Consider the following 15,872-nt stretch of genomic DNA (forward strand, 5'->3'; position numbering starts at 1 on the left):
TCCGTAGCTCGTACAGGGGACTTTCGTTGCGCAGCTATTCAGCTACGCTCGGTGACGAGGCATGATCGAGAGGGCCCGCAGGGAAGGGGCCGACACGAGGAGCAAACGGGGCCGGCCCATGCATCCCTCTACTGAGAAACGCATCCGGACATGCGACGACCCCCGCCGGGGGGGAGAGCGGGGGTCGTCCCCACGGCCGACTCGGGGGGGGGAGGAGTCGGACCGGGTTAGCACGGTCGCGAACGATCCGTGACTTCCATGGTGTACCCGAGCCTCTTCTCAAGCAAACCCACCCGTCGGACTTTACGCCGAATGGCGGGCCCCTATGCTCAGCTTTGTGGAAAACTGCTTCTCGCCTCGCACAGCAGCCTTCTTTGACCTGGACAAGACGGTCATTGCGAAGTCATCGACACTGGCCTTCAGCAAGTCCTTCTACCAAGGCGGGCTGATCAACCGCCGCGCCGTACTGCGCACCGCGTACACCCAGTTCGTGTTTCTTGCCGGGGACGCCGATCACGACCAGATGGAGCGGATGCGCGAATACCTCTCAGCGCTCTGCAAGGGGTGGAACGTCCAGCAGGTCAAGGACCTCGTCGCCGAAACCCTGCACGACCTGATCGATCCGATCATCTACGACGAAGCGGCGACCCTCATCGAGCAGCACCACACCGCCGGGCGCGACGTGGTCATCGTTTCGACCTCCGGCGCCGAGGTCGTGGAACCGATCGGAGAACTCCTCGGGGCCGACCGGGTCGTGGCGACCCGGATGGTCGTAGGCGACGACGGCTGCTTCACCGGCGAGATCGAGTACTACGCCTACGGGCCGACCAAAGCCGAAGCGGTCAGAGCTCTCGCCGAATCGGAAGGCTACGACCTCGCACGCTCCTACGCGTACAGCGACTCCCTCACCGACGTGCCGATGCTGGAAGCGGTCGGACATCCGCATGCCGTCAACCCGGACCGAGCACTGCGACGAGAAGCGGCTCTCCGAGGATGGCCGATTCTCGTCTTCGACCGTCCGGTCCGGCTCAAACAGCGCCTGTCCGGGTTCTCGATGCCGCCACGGCCGGCACTCGTGGCCGCAGCCGCGCTGGGGGCGGCTGCGGTGACGGCCGGACTGGTCTGGTACACCAACCGCCGCCGCGCCGCCGCGCTCACCACCTGACAGAGGAAGGCCCGAGAGTCGCCACTCCTCTGCGCTCAACAGCGGCAGAGTTACTGCCGAACGTGCTTGACCACACCTGACCGCCATTGCCTGAATTCGCTGCATTTACACATAAAAGTAAAGAAGTCGACTCAGGTCTTCCACTTCCCTGGATCCCGGAGTACAAAGGAGTTGACGGCCCGCGAGACCAAAGGCATCCGAGAGGATCACCTTTCACGTACAGAAGGCCCCACGGACCGAGCACCGAAGCCGAGCACCCACGCGACGTCGACCCGTCGATTACGGGCCAGCCGCACCAGGCGACGGGCAATGAACCCGGCCTGATGGGCATGCATCGAGGACGCTTGGTAACTGGGCGGACGTGCCAGCGGCGGTACCGGATCCGGTACCGCCGCAACCCGTTACGGAAGCCGTGCACACTTCGCAGCGCACCTCCGCGGCACTCAGCCGACTGCACGAGGGCCGCGGAGCCGGCCTAGGCGGCGCCGCGCTGCAGCGCCTCGCACACCGCCGTGGACTCCCTGACTCCCAGCCCCACCGAGCGCCCACAGTGGGTGATCCATGCGGCCATGCCCTCCGGCGTTCCCGACAGATAACCCTCGAACGCGGCCACGTACGCCGCACGCCCCTGCTCCGCGTGCCCCACTTCAGCAGGACAGATCGACTTGGGATCGAGTCCACTGGCGATCAGCACGATCCGCTCCGCGGTCCGGGCGACCAGGCCGTTGTGCGAACCGAAGGGGCGCAACGCCAGCAGTTCACCGTGCACCACCGAGGACGTCACCAGCGCAGGCGCCGAACCACCGGCGATGATCAGCTGCGACAACCCCTCAAGACGCCCGGACACCTCGCCCGCGCCCGGGACAGGCGTCTCGATCAATGGCTCATCGACCGGCTCACCGGGCAGCCGCGGCCTGCCGACCGTGTCGTCGGGAAGCGCACCGCCTGCCGCCACCAGATGCAGCCGGGCCAGGACACGAAGCGGTGACTGCCGCCAGATGGAGAGCAGTTGCCCCGCCTCAGCCGTGAGCCTCAAGGCGGCGCCGATGACGCGCGACTCGCCGTCACCACTGAAGTCCGTACGCCGGCGCACCTCCTCGAGATTCCAGTCGGCACCTGAGAGCGCCGCCGAACCACGGGCCCCCCGCAGCGCCGCCTCCGCGGTGACCTCGTTACTGCGGCGGCGCATGACCCGGTGCCCGTAGACCCGGTCCACGGCCTTGCGTACGGAGTCCACCGCATCGGCGACCCCCGGCAGGTCACCCAGGGCGGCTAGCGGGTCCGAGGAAGTCGTACTCATAAGTAGGGAGGCTACGCGCCCATGGCACGGATCCCGCCCGGAAGTGGCTTTCTTCACGAAGCGCGACAGCACTGTGCGATTGCACCGCTACCCTAGGTGAACATGAAGATCGCTTTCGTGGGGAAGGGCGGCAGCGGCAAGACCACGCTGTCCTCGCTCTTCATCCGCCACCTCGCTGCCAATGAAGCCCATGTCGTCGCGGTGGACGCCGACATCAACCAGCATCTCGGGGCCGCCCTCGGCCTGGACGACAACGAAGCCGCCGCTCTGCCCGCCATGGGCGCCCAGCTGCCTCTCATCAAGGACTACCTCCGCGGCACCAACCCCCGCATCTCCTCCGCAGCAACAATGATCAAGACCACGCCGCCCGGAGAAGGGTCCCGGCTCCTGCGTGTCCGCGAGGAGAATCCGGTCTACGACGCCTGCGCCCGCACGATCCGTCTCGACGACGGGGAGATCCGCCTGATGGCCACAGGCCCGTTCACCGAGTCCGATCTCGGTGTCGCCTGCTACCACTCCAAGGTCGGAGCGGTCGAGCTCTGCCTCAACCACCTGGTCGACGGCCCGGACGAGTACGTGGTGGTCGACATGACCGCAGGGTCGGACTCCTTCGCATCAGGCTTGTTCACCCGTTTCGACATGACGTTCCTGGTCGCTGAACCAACGCGGAAGGGCGTGTCGGTCTACCGGCAGTACAAGGAGTACGCCCGGGACTTCGGTGTCGCACTGAAAGTGGTGGGCAACAAGGTGCAGGGCGAGGACGACCTCGCCTTCCTCCGCGCCGAGGTCGGCGACGACCTGCTCGTCGGTGTCGGTCAGTCCGACTGGGTCCGGACGATGGAGAAGGGTCGGCCGGCCCGGTTCGAGCTGCTGGAGGCAGACAACCGAATGGCCCTGCAGGCCCTGCAGAACGCCGCAGAGGACTCCTACGAACTGCGTGACTGGGAACGCTACACGCGTCAGATGGTGCACTTCCATCTGAAGAACGCGGAGAGCTGGGGCAACGAGAAGACGGGCGCCGACCTGGCCGCCCAGGTCGACCCCGCCTTCGTCCTGCATGAGCACTGCGCGGAGACCGGTGCCCGCCAGCCGGCCTGAACCGGATGGAACGGCGCCAGGAGATGATTCCTAGTCCACGCTCCCGCCGGATCCCTTGCCTGCCGGCTGATCCGCCGGCCTGGCAGGCACAGGGCTGATCGCGGCCTTACCTGGAGTCCTGCCTGCGAGGAAGGCGGTCCAGCCCGGCTCGGGTGCCTGGCCCACCTTCAGCGTCCTGAGTCGGGCGAGCGTGGCCTGATCCTGCACATCCAGCCAATCGGCGAGCTGGCGGAAGGAAACGCATCGCACCTCCTGCCGGGTGCACACCGCCTCGATCGTCTCCTCGACCGCACGCATGTAGGCGCCACCGTTCCACGACTCGAAGTGGTTGCCGATGATCAGCGGGGCGCGGTTCCCGTTGTAGGCGCGGTCGAAAGCCTGCAGAAGTCCGTCCCGCATCTGATTGCCCCAGTACTGATGCTTGTCCGGGTCGCCCTGCGTGGTACCGGACTGGTTGAACATGAAGTTGTAGTCCATCGCTAGTGTCTCGAACGTGCGTCCCGGTACCGGGACGAGTTGCAGGGGGAGGTCCCAGAGCCCGTCCTTCTTCGCAGGCCAGACCTGATTACCGATACCGCTGGAGTCATAGCGGAACCCCATGGTCCGCGCGGCTGCGACCATGTTCTTCCGCCCCTCCAGGCACGGAGTGCGAGCGCCGATCAGTTCCTTGTCGTAATCGAAGGGGAGCGGCGCCTCCTCCCTGAGGTCCGGGGCATTGGTCTTCCAGCTCTTCACGAACGACTTCGCCTGGTTGATCTCGCTCTTCCACTCCTCGACCGACCAGGTGCCGACGCCTCCGTCCGGCCCGCAGAAGTGTCCGTTGAAGTGGGTACCGATCTCGTTGCCGTCCAGCCACGCGGCACGCAGCTCCGCCAGCGTGCGGCGAATTCCTTCGGTGTCGTTGAACCCGATGTCGGAGCGGCCCGCCGAATGCCGAGGAGGTGCGTAGCGCTTCTTCCTCTCCTCCGGCAAGAGGTACACGCCGCTGAGGAAATACGTCATCCTCGCGTCGTGCTTCTTGGCGACCGCGCGGAAATGCGAGAACAGTTTCTGGCTGTCCTCACCAGCACCGTCCCAGGAGAACACCACGAACTGCGGGGGCTTCTGGCCGGGTCTGAGGCGTTTGGCCGGAGGAAGCTTCGGCTGGACTCCCGTGAAGGCAGTGGAACCGTCACCGATGAGGTTGACCGCACCTCTGGGCGCCGCCGCCGGAGAGTTCTCCTCCGCCTCAGGGGCCGCCTTCTTCCCTGCTCCGGGCGCGGGACCAGCGGCCTCCTCACCAGGGTCCGAGCACCCGGCCAGACCGGCGATCAGCGCCGTGACCACGACACCCAGGGCGATCCGCTTCGTGGCGGTCATCATCCGTCCACCCTCTTCCTTGCAGGATTTCGTGCGTTGAAGTGCTGACACGGCGCGGTCAACCTCACACGCAGCTCTGCAAGAACCAGTACGACAAGCCGGTTGAAAAGCTGCTTATTCACTTGAAAGAGTGACTGTCTGGTCCATTCACTCGAAAACATGGACACCGTTCTTTACTCTCCATTACGATTCGTTTACGGAGAGTTGAGAAATCCCGCCGTTACACCCCACCGCTGCACGCCGTGACCCACGGCCGCCGTCAGTCGAACACCGCGACCGCGCTGCCCCGGAGGAGACGGGAACATGTCTGCCTGCGTCCCTGCCCGCAACGACCATTCATCCCGCAGTCCGAGCCCTTCCCGCGCCTTGGAATTCAAGCGCCCACACAGCCCGCCACCCCCGCCCCACGGCGGACGCTTCCGCGTCTCGGGCAAGGACCTGTCCGCATCGATCACTGTCTTCCTGATCGCCGTTCCCATGTCGCTCGGTCTCGCCGTCGCCATGGACGCCCCCCTGGCCGCCGGCCTGGTCTCGGCGGCGATCGGAGGCATCGTCGCCGGGCTACTGGGGGGCACACCCCTCCAGGTCAGCGGCCCATCCGCCGGACTGACCGTAGTCACCGCCGAATTGATCCAGATCTACGGCTGGCGTACCACGTGTGCGATCACCGTCGGTGCGGGGCTCCTGCAGATTTTGCTGGGTTCCCTGAGAGCAGCCCGCAGCGCCCTTGCCGTCAGCCCGGCCATCGTGCACGGCACACTCGCGGGTATCGGTGTGGCCATCGCTCTCGCCCAGCTGCACATCGTGCTCGGTGGGGCACCGCAGAGCACAGCCCTCGACAACGCCCTGTCACTTCCCTCCCACATGGCGCAGGCCGATCCGGCCGCACCTTTCGTCGGGGCCCTGACGATCATGCTTCTCGTCGTGTGGCCACGCATGCCCGGACGGATCGGTGTGACGCTGGGCAGAATTCCCGCCGCACTCTCCGCAGTGGTGATCGCGACGGCCGTGGCCACCGTGGCAACTCCAGGGATCGCGCGGGTGGACCTTCCGTCATGGCACTCGCATGCACTACCTGAGCTGCCGCAGGGCCCGGTAGCCGCACTGGCGACGGCGGTGTTCACAGTCATGCTCGTGGCCAGCCTCGAATCCCTGCTTGCCGCGGTTTCCGTGGACAAACTGGCCGCGGACCGGTCAACAGCCACGCCCAAGGACGGGTCGGCACCGCCCGCGCCTGTCAAACGATCGGATCTGGACCGGGAGTTGCGCGCCCAGGGCGCAGCCAATGCGGTGGCAGGGCTGGCCGGAGGACTTCCCGTGTCGGGCGGGGCCGTGCGCAGCTCCGCGAATGTACGGGCCGGCGCGGAGAGCCGCGCGTCCACCGTGCTGCACGGGGTCTGGGTCCTGCTGGCAGCCCTGCTGCTGGTCACAGCTCTCGAGCAGATCCCCCTGGCGGCGCTCGCCGCCCTGGTGATGGTGGTCGGCATCCAGATGGTCAATTTCGCCCACATCCGCAAGGTCCACAGACACCGGGAGTTCCTGGTGTACGGCGCGACGATCAGCGGCGTGCTCCTCGCGGGGGTACTCGAGGGGGTGGGGATCGGCATCGTCGTGGCGGTGGCCGTCGCACTTCACCGGCTGGCACACACGCGGATCACCGTGACGGAGCAGGACGGCCGTTATGCGGTGACTGCACGCGGCCAGCTGACCTTCCTGGCCGTGCCCCGTCTCAGCCGTTTGCTCGAAAAGCTCCCGCAAGGGGTGGACGCCGTCGTGGAGCTGGACGGTTCATTCATGGATCACGCGGCGTACGAGACCATCCAGGACTGGTACACGGCGCAGACTGCGCTGGGGGGACGGATCGAGTTCACCGGGCGTTCCGGGGGCCGGATCGCCGAGCCCGCATCGGCCGCCCATTCCTGTTGCCGCCCTTGGACGCCGTGGCGCAACCATCACTGCCACGATCGCCCGGACGACACCTCACAACCCACCCCCCTCCCCGCCTCGCACCTCGCCTCGAAGGCTGCCGCTGCCCCAGGAAGCACCTCGGGTCACCGGCACGGCGGCCACCGACTGCTCAACGGCCTCAGTTCGTTCCAACGCACCACTGCCCCACTGGTCCGTGAGGAGTTGGCACGGCTGGCTGCCGAGGGCCAGCGGCCTTCGCAGCTGTTCCTCACCTGTGCCGACTCCCGCCTGGTCACCAGCATGATCACCGCAAGCGGCCCGGGCGACCTCTTCACCGTGCGGAACGTCGGCAATCTGGTGCCGCCGCCGGGGGCCGGAGGTACGACGAGCAACGACGATTCTGTGGCTGCCGCCATCGAGTACGCGGTGGACGTGCTGGAAGTCGAATCCATCACCATCTGCGGCCACTCCGGATGTGGAGCGATGCAGGCCCTGCTGGGCGCCACGCCCGAGACACCCCGGACGCCCCTGTGGCGCTGGTTGCGGCACGGGCTGCCGAGCTTGGAGCGTATGCGTTCCCGCCACCACTCCTGGGCGCGTATCGCCGGCCGGCTGCCCACCGATGCGGTGGAGCAGCTCTGCCTTACCAATGTGGTGCAGCAGTTGGAGCATCTACGGGCTCACGATTCGGTGGCCCGCCGACTGGCAGCAGGCACCCTGCAACTGCACGGCATGTACTTCCATGTCGGTGAGGCTCAGGCCTACCTGCTGACCGAGGACGCCAGTTCCGGAACCGGACCCGACGAGGTCTTCGTGCGGGTTGCCCCCGGTGCGGTATGGGGCGCGGAGCCCGGCACCGAAGCACTGCACATGACTCCCGGCGCCACGGTCGACGCCTGAACCGCTCGCGCACTCGGTCCGTGACATCTTGTGGCCCCGCTTTCGCATCGCACAACGCTGCTTGCGGAAGCGGGACATGTGACTCCCTACACGGGGCACAGGTCTAAACCAATTCCCGGCAAACACTTGTCACCTGGCCTGCGGCCTGATGAGCTGTCTCCGGGACACAACGGACACCCTGGGAATGGGAGATGTCGTGAGCAACGAAAGTCTGGCCAATCTGCCCGAGGAGGAGACCGCAGCATGAGCGAACCTTCCTCCCTCTCCAATCTGCTCAAGGAGGAGCGGCGGTTCGCACCGCCTGCCGATCTGGCTGCGAACGCCAACGTGACGGCGGAGGCGTACGCGCAGGCCGAGGCGGACAGGCTGGGCTTCTGGGCCGAGCAGGCCCGCCGCCTGACCTGGGCCACGGAGCCGGCCGAGACACTCGACTGGAGCAACCCGCCCTTCGCGAAGTGGTTCGCGGACGGCAAGCTCAACGTCGCGTACAACTGCGTGGACCGCCACGTCGAGGCGGGCAACGGTGACCGGGTCGCGATCCATTTCGAGGGTGAACCCGGCGACAGCCGCGCGATCACCTACGCGGAGCTGAAGGACGAGGTCTCCCGCGCGGCCAACGCCCTCACCGAACTCGGTGTCGGCAAGGGGGACCGGGTCGCCGTCTACCTGCCGATGATCCCGGAGGCCGCCGTCGCGATGCTGGCCTGCGCCCGCATCGGCGCAGCGCATTCGGTGGTCTTCGGCGGGTTCTCCGCGGATGCCATCGCCGCCCGTATCCAGGACGCCGACGCCAAGGTCGTGATCACCGCCGACGGCGGCTACCGCCGGGGCAAGCCCTCGGCGCTCAAGCCCGCGGTGGATGACGCCGTCTCCCGCATCGACAACGTCGAGCACGTCCTGGTGGTCCGGCGCACCGGGCAGGACACCGCGTGGACCGAGGGCCGGGACGTCTGGTGGCACGAGATCACCAGCAGGCAGTCCGCCGAGCACACGCCCGAGGCCTTCGACGCCGAGCAGCCGCTCTTCATCCTCTACACCTCGGGGACCACGGGCAAGCCGAAGGGCATCCTGCACACCTCCGGGGGTTACCTGACCCAGACGGCGTACACCCATCACGCGGTCTTCGACCTCAAGCCCGAGTCGGACGTGTACTGGTGCACCGCCGACATCGGCTGGGTGACCGGGCACTCGTACATCGTCTACGGCCCGTTGGCCAACGGCGCGACCCAGGTCATGTACGAGGGCACGCCCGACACCCCCCACCAGGGACGCTTCTGGGAGATCGTCCAGAAGTACGGCGTCACGATCCTCTACACCGCGCCGACAGCGATCCGTACGTTCATGAAGTGGGGGGACGACATCCCCGCCAAGTTCGATCTGTCGTCGCTGCGCGTGCTCGGTTCGGTCGGTGAGCCGATCAACCCCGAGGCATGGATCTGGTACCGCAAGCACATCGGCGCCGACACGTGTCCGATCGTGGACACCTGGTGGCAGACCGAGACCGGCGCCATGATGATCTCGCCGCTTCCCGGAGTCACCGCGACCAAGCCCGGTTCGGCCCAGCGGGCCCTGCCTGGCATCTCCGCCACGGTCGTCGACGACGAGGCCCGGGAAGTGCCGAACGGCGGGGGCGGCTACCTCGTCCTGACCGAGCCGTGGCCGTCGATGCTCCGCACCATCTGGGGCGACGACCAGCGCTTCCTCGACACCTACTGGTCACGCTTCGAGAACAAGTACTTCGCCGGTGACGGTGCCAAGAAGGACGAGGACGGCGACGTCTGGCTGCTCGGCCGGGTCGACGACGTCATGCTCGTGTCCGGGCACAACATCTCGACCACCGAGGTCGAGTCGGCTCTCGTCTCGCACCCCTCGGTCGCCGAAGCAGCCGTGGTCGGCGCCAACGACGAGACGACCGGTCAGGCCATCGTCGCCTTCGTGATCCTGCGGGGCACGGCCACCGCCTCCGAGGAACTGGTCACCGAGCTGCGTAGTCACGTCGGCACCACGCTCGGACCGATCGCCAAGCCCAAGCGGGTCCTGCCGGTCGCCGAACTCCCCAAGACCCGCTCCGGCAAGATCATGCGCCGCCTGCTGCGCGACGTCGCCGAGAACCGCGAGCTGGGCGATGTCACCACACTCACGGACTCCTCCGTGATGGCTCTCATCCAGACCCAGCTGCCCTCCGCTCCCTCCGAGGGCTGAGAGGAGAACCGTGGAGGGCTGAGACGGGCTGCGGGTGGCCCGGCAGAGGCCATTCCTGACGCCGTCCGCTTCGGGGGCACCCGGTAACAATCCGGGTGCCCCTCAGGCAACCGACGGACAGCGCGGATGACGGACGGTACCCACCTCACACCGCCGGGTGGCGCACCCCGCGTCCGGACACCTTTTCGTTGCCCCAGGTAGAGTGGTGATTTCGTCGGGGAAGCACGTCGGGACGATCGCGTGCATGCCGAAGGGCGTGAGCACGAGTACCCGATGACAAACAACCGCACAGAAGAACTCCACAGGGGCGCCGGGAAGTCTGGTCGGCATGTGTATCCGCCATGCCACCACTGCCGTAACCCGACCCGGAGGTCTCCCTCATGACCCCGCCTGCCCCCCCTTCCGGCCGTCGCACTCTGTTCGGACGGCTTTCCCTCCCTGAGCGCAACTACGTCGCCGAGGCCCTGCGTACCGAGACCGTCGGCGGGGTCATCCTGCTGGTCGCGGCCGTTGCCGCGCTGATCTGGGCGAACACCTTCGGCGCCTCCTACGCGTCCGTCAGCGGTTTCCACTTCGGCCCCGAAGTTCTGGGACTGGATCTCTCGGTGTCCCACTGGGCGGCAGACGGACTGCTCGCCGTCTTCTTCTTCGTCGCGGGAGTCGAACTCAAGCGTGAGCTGGTCGCGGGCGAGCTCCGTGACCCCCGGGCCGCAGCTCTGCCCGTCGCCGCAGCGCTCTGCGGCATGGCCGTGCCCGCAATCGTCTACACGCTGACCGCTGTGCTGGGTGGAGGGTCCCTCACCGGCTGGGCCGTCCCCACCGCCACCGACATCGCGTTCGCGCTCGCCGTCCTCGCAGTCATCGGCACCTCGCTGCCGGCGGCTCTACGCGCCTTCCTGCTGACGCTCGCGGTCGTCGACGACCTCTTCGCCATCCTCATCATCGCCGTCTTCTTCACCGAGAACATCGACTTCCTGGCGCTCGGCAGTGCTTTCGCCGGTCTGGCCGTGTTCTATGTGCTGCTGCGCACCGGAGTGCGGGGGTGGTACATCTATCTGCCGCTCGCCCTGGTCATCTGGGGACTGATGTACAACAGCGGCGTCCACGCGACGATCGCCGGTGTCGCCATGGGTCTCATGCTGCGTTGCACCAGGCGCGAAGGAGAGACACGTTCCCCGGGCGAACACATCGAGCACTTGGTGCGGCCCCTGTCGGCCGGCGTCGCGGTTCCGCTGTTCGCCCTCTTCTCGGCCGGTGTCACCCTGAAGGGCGATGCCCTGGCCGGCGTCTTCACCAGGCCTGAAACGCTCGGGGTGGTCCTCGGCCTGGTCGTCGGCAAGACCGTCGGTATCTTCGGCGGCACCTGGCTCGTCACCCGCTTCACCAAGGCCGAACTGAACAAGGACCTGGCCTGGGCAGATGTCTTCGCCGTGGCCACGCTGGCCGGCATCGGCTTCACCGTTTCGCTGCTCATCGGGGAACTCGCGTTCACGGGCGACGAGGCCATGATCAATGACGTGAAGGCGGCGGTCCTCCTCGGCTCTCTCATTGCCGCCGTACTCTCCGGTGTACTGCTCAAACTTCGGGTACGCAGATACAGGACGCTGTACGAGGCCGAGGAACTCGACGCGGACCGATCAGGGGTGCCCGACGTGTACGAGCAGGATGACCCCGAGTACCACCTGCGCATGGTCGCGCTCCACGAGAGGAAGGCTGCCGAGCACCGACGCCTTGCCGAACGGGCGGGGGCAGCGAGCAGCAAGCCGGACAGTCCGGCATGATCTGACATCGGATGTACGGAAGAGGAGAGGGAGTCAGGGATGAGCGACCCCGGCAATTACGCGGGCAGCACCGACCGCAGTCTCGGACAGCTGGTCGCTTCGGCGACCGCTGAGATGTCCGCGCTGGTGCACGACGAGATCGCCCTGGCCAAGGCCGAGGTACGGCAGGACGTCAAGCGTGGCGTGATCGGCAGCGTGGCGTTCATCGTCACGGGTGTACTGATCCTGTTCGCGATTCCCGTGCTGAGCTTCGCCGCGGCCTACGGGATCCACAACCTGGGGCTCGGTCTGGCCTGGTCGTTCCTGATCGTCGGCGGTGCCTTCATCCTGCTGGGAATCCTGATCGCTCTCTTCGGGCTCGCCAAGTTCAAGAAGGTCAAGCCGCCGGAGAAGTCCATCGCCTCGGCCAAGCAGACCGCCGCGGTCCTGCAGGGAGTCAAGCCGCACCCTCGCCCCACCGTCGGCACGCGCTCGATCGAGCAGGCACAGGGCAGCACGCTCGCGGACAAGGCCATCGAGAACCGGCCGGTCCAGGACAAGGCGCTCTCTGTGACACGCTCGTCCACATGACCGACCCCGATTTCACATCCCGTCCGGCGGAGCCGCCGGGACCGGCTGCCGGTTCCGGCAGCCCTGTCCGCCTCGACGGGCCGTGGACCCACCGTGACGTGGCGGCCAACGGCGCACGCTTCCATATCGCCGAGCTCGGCGACGGGCCGCTGGTGCTGTTGCTGCACGGTTTCCCGCAGTTCTGGTGGACCTGGCGTCATCAGCTGACCGCCCTGGCCGACGCCGGATATCGCGCGGTCGCGATGGATCTGCGCGGGGTCGGCGGCAGTGACCGCACACCCCGGGGTTATGACCCCGCGAACCTGGCGCTCGACGTGACCGGCGTGATCCGCTCGCTCGGCGAGCCGGACGCGGCCCTCGTGGGGCATGACATGGGCGGCTACCTCGCCTGGACGGCGGCCGTGATGCGGCCGAAGCTGGTCCGCCGGCTCGTGGTCTCCTCGATGCCGCATCCGCGCCGCTGGCGCTCCTCGATGCTCTCCGACCTCGCGCAGTCCCGGGCCGGCTCCCACATCTGGGGTTTCCAGCGGCCATGGGTTCCGGAGCGTCAGCTCGTGGCGGACGACGCGGCCCTGGTGGCACGGCTGATCCGTGACTGGTCGGGTCCGGGCACCCCTGACTTCCCCGACGAGGAGACGGTGGACGTCTACCGGCGCGCGATGTGCATCCCGTCGACGGCGCACTGCTCGATCGAGCCGTACCGCTGGATGGTGCGTTCCCTGGCGCGTCCCGACGGCGTCCAGTTCAACCGGCGGATGAAGCGCCCGGTCCGTGTACCGACGCTGCATCTTCACGGCTCACTCGACCCGGCGATCCGGACCCGTAGTTCCGCGGGGTCCGGTCAGTACGTCGAGGCACCGTACCGGTGGCGACTTTTCGACGGTCTGGGCCACTTCCCTCACGAGGAGGATCCCGTCGGCTTCTCGACCGAACTCATCAACTGGCTCAAGGACCCTGAGCCCGACCGGTAGCCGACGGGTACAGGTGTCCGACGAACAGCCAATTGCCTGCCGCATAGGCCAATTGGCTGACTCGCACACGATTACCGGCCTCGGGTCACGGGCACACGTCGAGGTATGGGCTGGACGCGCGACTTCAATGACGCAGCACGCAACCGCCGCTCGACCGCTCCTGCTGGTCCGAGCATTCATGAGGGGGGCGGCTCCCGGAGCCGGGTGCACGAGGTGAGTGATTTTCATGATCTCCGGCTGGGTATTCCGCGCATTCTCCACCGCCGGGCCCGTTGGGTCTCGGCGCGCCTGCGCCATCCCCGCGGATGACGCGGGAGGCTTCAAACGGCAGGCCACGCACAGGCCCTCGGGTCAGTTGAGGCCCAGGGACCCGTACGTGGCATCCGTACCGCTGTAGCCGCTGGTACGGGACTCCTCAAGGTCTCCTCGCCCGAGCCGTACCGTTGCCTCGGTTCCTCAGCGCTCGGAGCCACCGAGCCCGGGCCGACGCCACCGGCCCGGAGCCCGAGCCGGACGCAGGGTCTCGGGACAGGGCCTCAGAGCGCGCATCCCTGGCTGTCGACCTCTTGGACCGCGGACCTGCCGAGCTCGATGTCCTCGCGGATCTCGTCTGCCGTCAGCGCGTAACCCGTGTCCGGATCGTCGAGCGACTTGGCGAACACCACCCCGTAGACCTTGCCGTCCGGAGTGAGCAGCGGCCCGCCGGAGTTGCCCTGGCGGACGGTCGCGAAGAGCGAGTACACGTCGCGCCGCACGGTGTCCCGGTGGTAGATGTCCGGGCCGTTGGCGTCGATACGGCCCCGGATACGGGCGGATCGTACGTCGTAGGCGCCGTTCTCCGGGAAGCCCGCGACGATGGCGCTGTCACCGCTTCCCGCGTCGGTGCCGGTGAATCGCAGCGGCTCGGCGTCCAAGTCCGGGACGTCCAGTACGGCGATGTCCCGCTGCCAGTCGTAGAGCACGACCTTGGCGTCGTACAGCCTGCCCTCGCCGCCGATCTGGACGGTCGGCTCGTCGACTCCGCCGACGACGTGGGCGTTGGTCATCACGCGGCGGTCGGAGAAGACGAAACCGGTCCCTTCGAGGACCTTCCCGCAGCCCGGTGCCATGCCGACGACCTTGACGATGGATTTCTTGGCACGGGCGGCGACGGGGCTTCCGACCAGCGCCGGGTCCGGAGGGGCGACCTCGGTGATGGGTTCGTTGGCGAAGGGGCTGAAGACCTGCGGGAAGCCGTTCTGCGCGAGGACGGAGGAGAAGTCCGTGAACCAGTTGGCGGCCTGATCGGGCATCACCCGGGACACCCCGAGCAGGACCGAGGAATTACGGACCTCCTTGCCCAGCGTCGGCAGTGACGTACCGGCAAGTGCGGAGCCGATCAGCCAGGCCACCAGGAGCATGGCCACCACGTTGACGAGGGAGCCGCCCGTGGCGTCCAGGGCACGCGCCGGCGACCACGTGATGTAGCGGCGGAGTCCGTTGCCGAGGTGGGTGGTGAACGCCTGGCCCACGGAGGCGCACACGATCACGATCACGACCGCGACCACGGCGGCGGTGGAGGAGACCTCCGATCCGTCGGTCACCCGGTCCCAGATGACCGGCAGCAGGTAGACGGCTACGAGACCGCCGCCCAAAAAGCCGATCACGGACAGGATGCCGACGACGAAACCCTGGCGGTAGCCGATGACCGCGAACCACACGGCGCCGACGAGCAGCAGGATGTCCAGCACGTTCACCGTCTATAGCCTCGCAGATTCGTCACCTGGCCCGTCCGGTTCGACGGGGTCCGGGCCAGGCCCGGAACAGCGCAGCACGGGAGTCAGCCTGTCATGCGCGCCGGTCGAGCGGCACCTGCCTGGTCCTGTCCCAGGGGCGTTCCCACCCCGCGTGGTGCACAATCCTGTCGATCACACCGGCCGTGAAGCCCCAGACCAGTGCGGATTCCACCAGGAATGCGGGACCTCGGTGACCGCTCGGGTGGACGACTGTCACGCGGTTGGCCGGATCCGTGAGATCCGCCACCGGAGCGGTGAAGACCCGCGCGGTCTCGGCCGGATCGACGACCCCCACCGGGCTGGGCGTCCGCCACCAGCCGAGGACGGGAGTGACGACGAAGCCGCTCACCGGGATGTAGAGCCGGGGCAGCACACCGAAGAGCTGGACACCGCTCGGATCGAGCCCGGTCTCCTCCTCGGCCTCCCGCAGCGCGGCCCTGAGTGGCCCTGTGGTCGCGTGGTCACCGTCCTCGGGATCGAGGGAGCCTCCGGGGAAGGACGGCTGGCCGGCGTGGGAGCGCAGCGAGCCGGAACGCTCCATCAGAAGCAGCTCCGGTCCGCGCTCGCCCTCGCCGAAGAGGATCAGGACCGCGGACTGGCGCCCGGCGCCGCTCTCCGGTGGCAGGAAACGGCTGAGCTGTCGGGCCTGAACCGTCCGCGCCGCCCTGGCCACGGGTTCGAGCCAGCCGGGCAGGCCGTCCGAGGAGACGGTGAGCGCGCTGCCACGGGACGCGTCCCTCTCCGTGGCGGCCGCGTCGGCCGCGGCCCGTGTGCTTTGTGCGTGTGTCATGGGCACCCCCGTCTTTCCAACGCCTGTCGTCGGCCATTTCGTTCCGTCCGGAC

Annotated in this window: 11 protein-coding genes and 1 pseudogene; 8 read left to right on the forward strand and 4 right to left on the reverse strand. The window is 67.5% G+C overall.

The genetic code is table 11. The annotated features are described in order from the left end of the window. Positions 1-325: 325 nt before the first annotated feature. Positions 326-1,165: an HAD family hydrolase gene (locus tag ACF1FZ_RS21730; protein ID WP_391775035.1), complete on the forward strand. Its 840-nt coding sequence runs from the start codon at positions 326-328 to the stop codon at positions 1,163-1,165. Between the two features lie 475 nt (positions 1,166-1,640). Here ACF1FZ_RS21730 and ACF1FZ_RS21735 read toward each other — a convergent pair whose 3' ends face one another. Continuing rightward, the gene (locus ACF1FZ_RS21735; RefSeq protein WP_391775036.1) at positions 1,641-2,465 is read right to left on the reverse strand and encodes an oxidoreductase; all 825 of its coding nucleotides are present in this window, start codon (positions 2,463-2,465) and stop codon (positions 1,641-1,643) included. A 96-nt stretch (positions 2,466-2,561) separates the two neighbouring features. On the opposite strand from ACF1FZ_RS21735, the gene ACF1FZ_RS21740 reads away from it, so the two are divergent. After that, the gene (locus ACF1FZ_RS21740) at positions 2,562-3,563 is read left to right on the forward strand and encodes an ATP-binding protein (protein ID WP_391775037.1); all 1,002 of its coding nucleotides are present in this window, start codon (positions 2,562-2,564) and stop codon (positions 3,561-3,563) included. Positions 3,564-3,593: 30 nt separating this feature from the next. On the opposite strand, the gene ACF1FZ_RS21745 is transcribed toward ACF1FZ_RS21740, so the two are convergent. Beyond that, a complete protein-coding gene (locus ACF1FZ_RS21745) occupies positions 3,594-4,925 on the reverse strand; it encodes a hypothetical protein (RefSeq protein ID WP_391775038.1) in 1,332 nt (443 codons plus the stop codon). 300 nt (positions 4,926-5,225) lie between these two features. On the opposite strand from ACF1FZ_RS21745, the gene ACF1FZ_RS21750 reads away from it, so the two are divergent. The 6 genes and pseudogenes from ACF1FZ_RS21750 (at position 5,226) to ACF1FZ_RS21775 (ending at position 13,563) form a co-directional block, all read left to right on the forward strand. Beyond that, complete coding sequence (locus ACF1FZ_RS21750) at positions 5,226-7,730, forward strand: SulP family inorganic anion transporter (protein WP_391775039.1); 2,505 nt, start codon at positions 5,226-5,228, stop codon at positions 7,728-7,730. Between the two features lie 148 nt (positions 7,731-7,878). Continuing rightward, positions 7,879-9,932, forward strand: a pseudogene (acs, locus tag ACF1FZ_RS21755) (acetate--CoA ligase). 380 nt (positions 9,933-10,312) lie between these two features. Then, on the forward strand, positions 10,313-11,713 hold the full coding sequence (gene nhaA, locus ACF1FZ_RS21760) for a Na+/H+ antiporter NhaA (RefSeq protein ID WP_391775040.1): 1,401 nt from the start codon (positions 10,313-10,315) through the stop codon (positions 11,711-11,713). A gap of 39 nt (positions 11,714-11,752) precedes the next feature. Continuing rightward, positions 11,753-12,283 carry a phage holin family protein gene (locus ACF1FZ_RS21765; RefSeq protein WP_391775041.1) on the forward strand — a complete coding sequence of 177 codons (531 nt, stop codon included), beginning with the start codon at positions 11,753-11,755 and terminating at the stop codon, positions 12,281-12,283. After that, positions 12,280-13,254, forward strand: a complete 975-nt coding sequence (locus ACF1FZ_RS21770; protein ID WP_391775042.1) for an alpha/beta fold hydrolase — start codon at positions 12,280-12,282, stop codon at positions 13,252-13,254. The genes ACF1FZ_RS21765 and ACF1FZ_RS21770 overlap by 4 nt, the downstream gene beginning before the upstream one ends. Before the next feature lie 105 nt (positions 13,255-13,359). Continuing rightward, the gene (locus ACF1FZ_RS21775; RefSeq protein WP_391775043.1) at positions 13,360-13,563 is read left to right on the forward strand and encodes a hypothetical protein; all 204 of its coding nucleotides are present in this window, start codon (positions 13,360-13,362) and stop codon (positions 13,561-13,563) included. Positions 13,564-13,790: 227 nt separating this feature from the next. Here ACF1FZ_RS21775 and ACF1FZ_RS21780 read toward each other — a convergent pair whose 3' ends face one another. Beyond that, positions 13,791-14,990 (reverse strand): MarP family serine protease, encoded by a 1,200-nt coding sequence (locus ACF1FZ_RS21780; RefSeq protein WP_391775044.1) that lies wholly within the window; start codon positions 14,988-14,990, stop codon positions 13,791-13,793. Positions 14,991-15,081: 91 nt separating this feature from the next. Next, positions 15,082-15,819 carry an NUDIX hydrolase gene (locus ACF1FZ_RS21785; RefSeq protein WP_391775045.1) on the reverse strand — a complete coding sequence of 246 codons (738 nt, stop codon included), beginning with the start codon at positions 15,817-15,819 and terminating at the stop codon, positions 15,082-15,084. Positions 15,820-15,872: the final 53 nt, after the last annotated feature.

This window comes from Streptomyces sp. NPDC014623 (assembly GCF_043088245.1).
In the GTDB taxonomy this organism is placed as follows: Bacteria; Actinomycetota; Actinomycetes; order Streptomycetales; family Streptomycetaceae; genus Streptomyces.

What these genes read in the sequence shown, in the direction of transcription:
- ACF1FZ_RS21730 (WP_391775035.1), top strand. Translation starts at nt 326, where the DNA reads ATGCTCAGCTTTGTGGAAAACTGCTTCTCGCCTCGCACAGCAGCCTTC.
- ACF1FZ_RS21735 (WP_391775036.1), bottom strand. Translation starts at nt 2,465, where the DNA reads ATGAGTACGACTTCCTCGGACCCGCTAGCCGCCCTGGGTGACCTGCCG.
- ACF1FZ_RS21745 (WP_391775038.1), bottom strand. Translation starts at nt 4,925, where the DNA reads ATGATGACCGCCACGAAGCGGATCGCCCTGGGTGTCGTGGTCACGGCG.
- ACF1FZ_RS21750 (WP_391775039.1), top strand. Translation starts at nt 5,226, where the DNA reads ATGTCTGCCTGCGTCCCTGCCCGCAACGACCATTCATCCCGCAGTCCG.
- nhaA (WP_391775040.1), top strand. Translation starts at nt 10,313, where the DNA reads ATGACCCCGCCTGCCCCCCCTTCCGGCCGTCGCACTCTGTTCGGACGG.
- ACF1FZ_RS21765 (WP_391775041.1), top strand. Translation starts at nt 11,753, where the DNA reads ATGAGCGACCCCGGCAATTACGCGGGCAGCACCGACCGCAGTCTCGGA.
- ACF1FZ_RS21770 (WP_391775042.1), top strand. Translation starts at nt 12,280, where the DNA reads ATGACCGACCCCGATTTCACATCCCGTCCGGCGGAGCCGCCGGGACCG.
- ACF1FZ_RS21775 (WP_391775043.1), top strand. Translation starts at nt 13,360, where the DNA reads ATGGGCTGGACGCGCGACTTCAATGACGCAGCACGCAACCGCCGCTCG.
- ACF1FZ_RS21785 (WP_391775045.1), bottom strand. Translation starts at nt 15,819, where the DNA reads ATGACACACGCACAAAGCACACGGGCCGCGGCCGACGCGGCCGCCACG.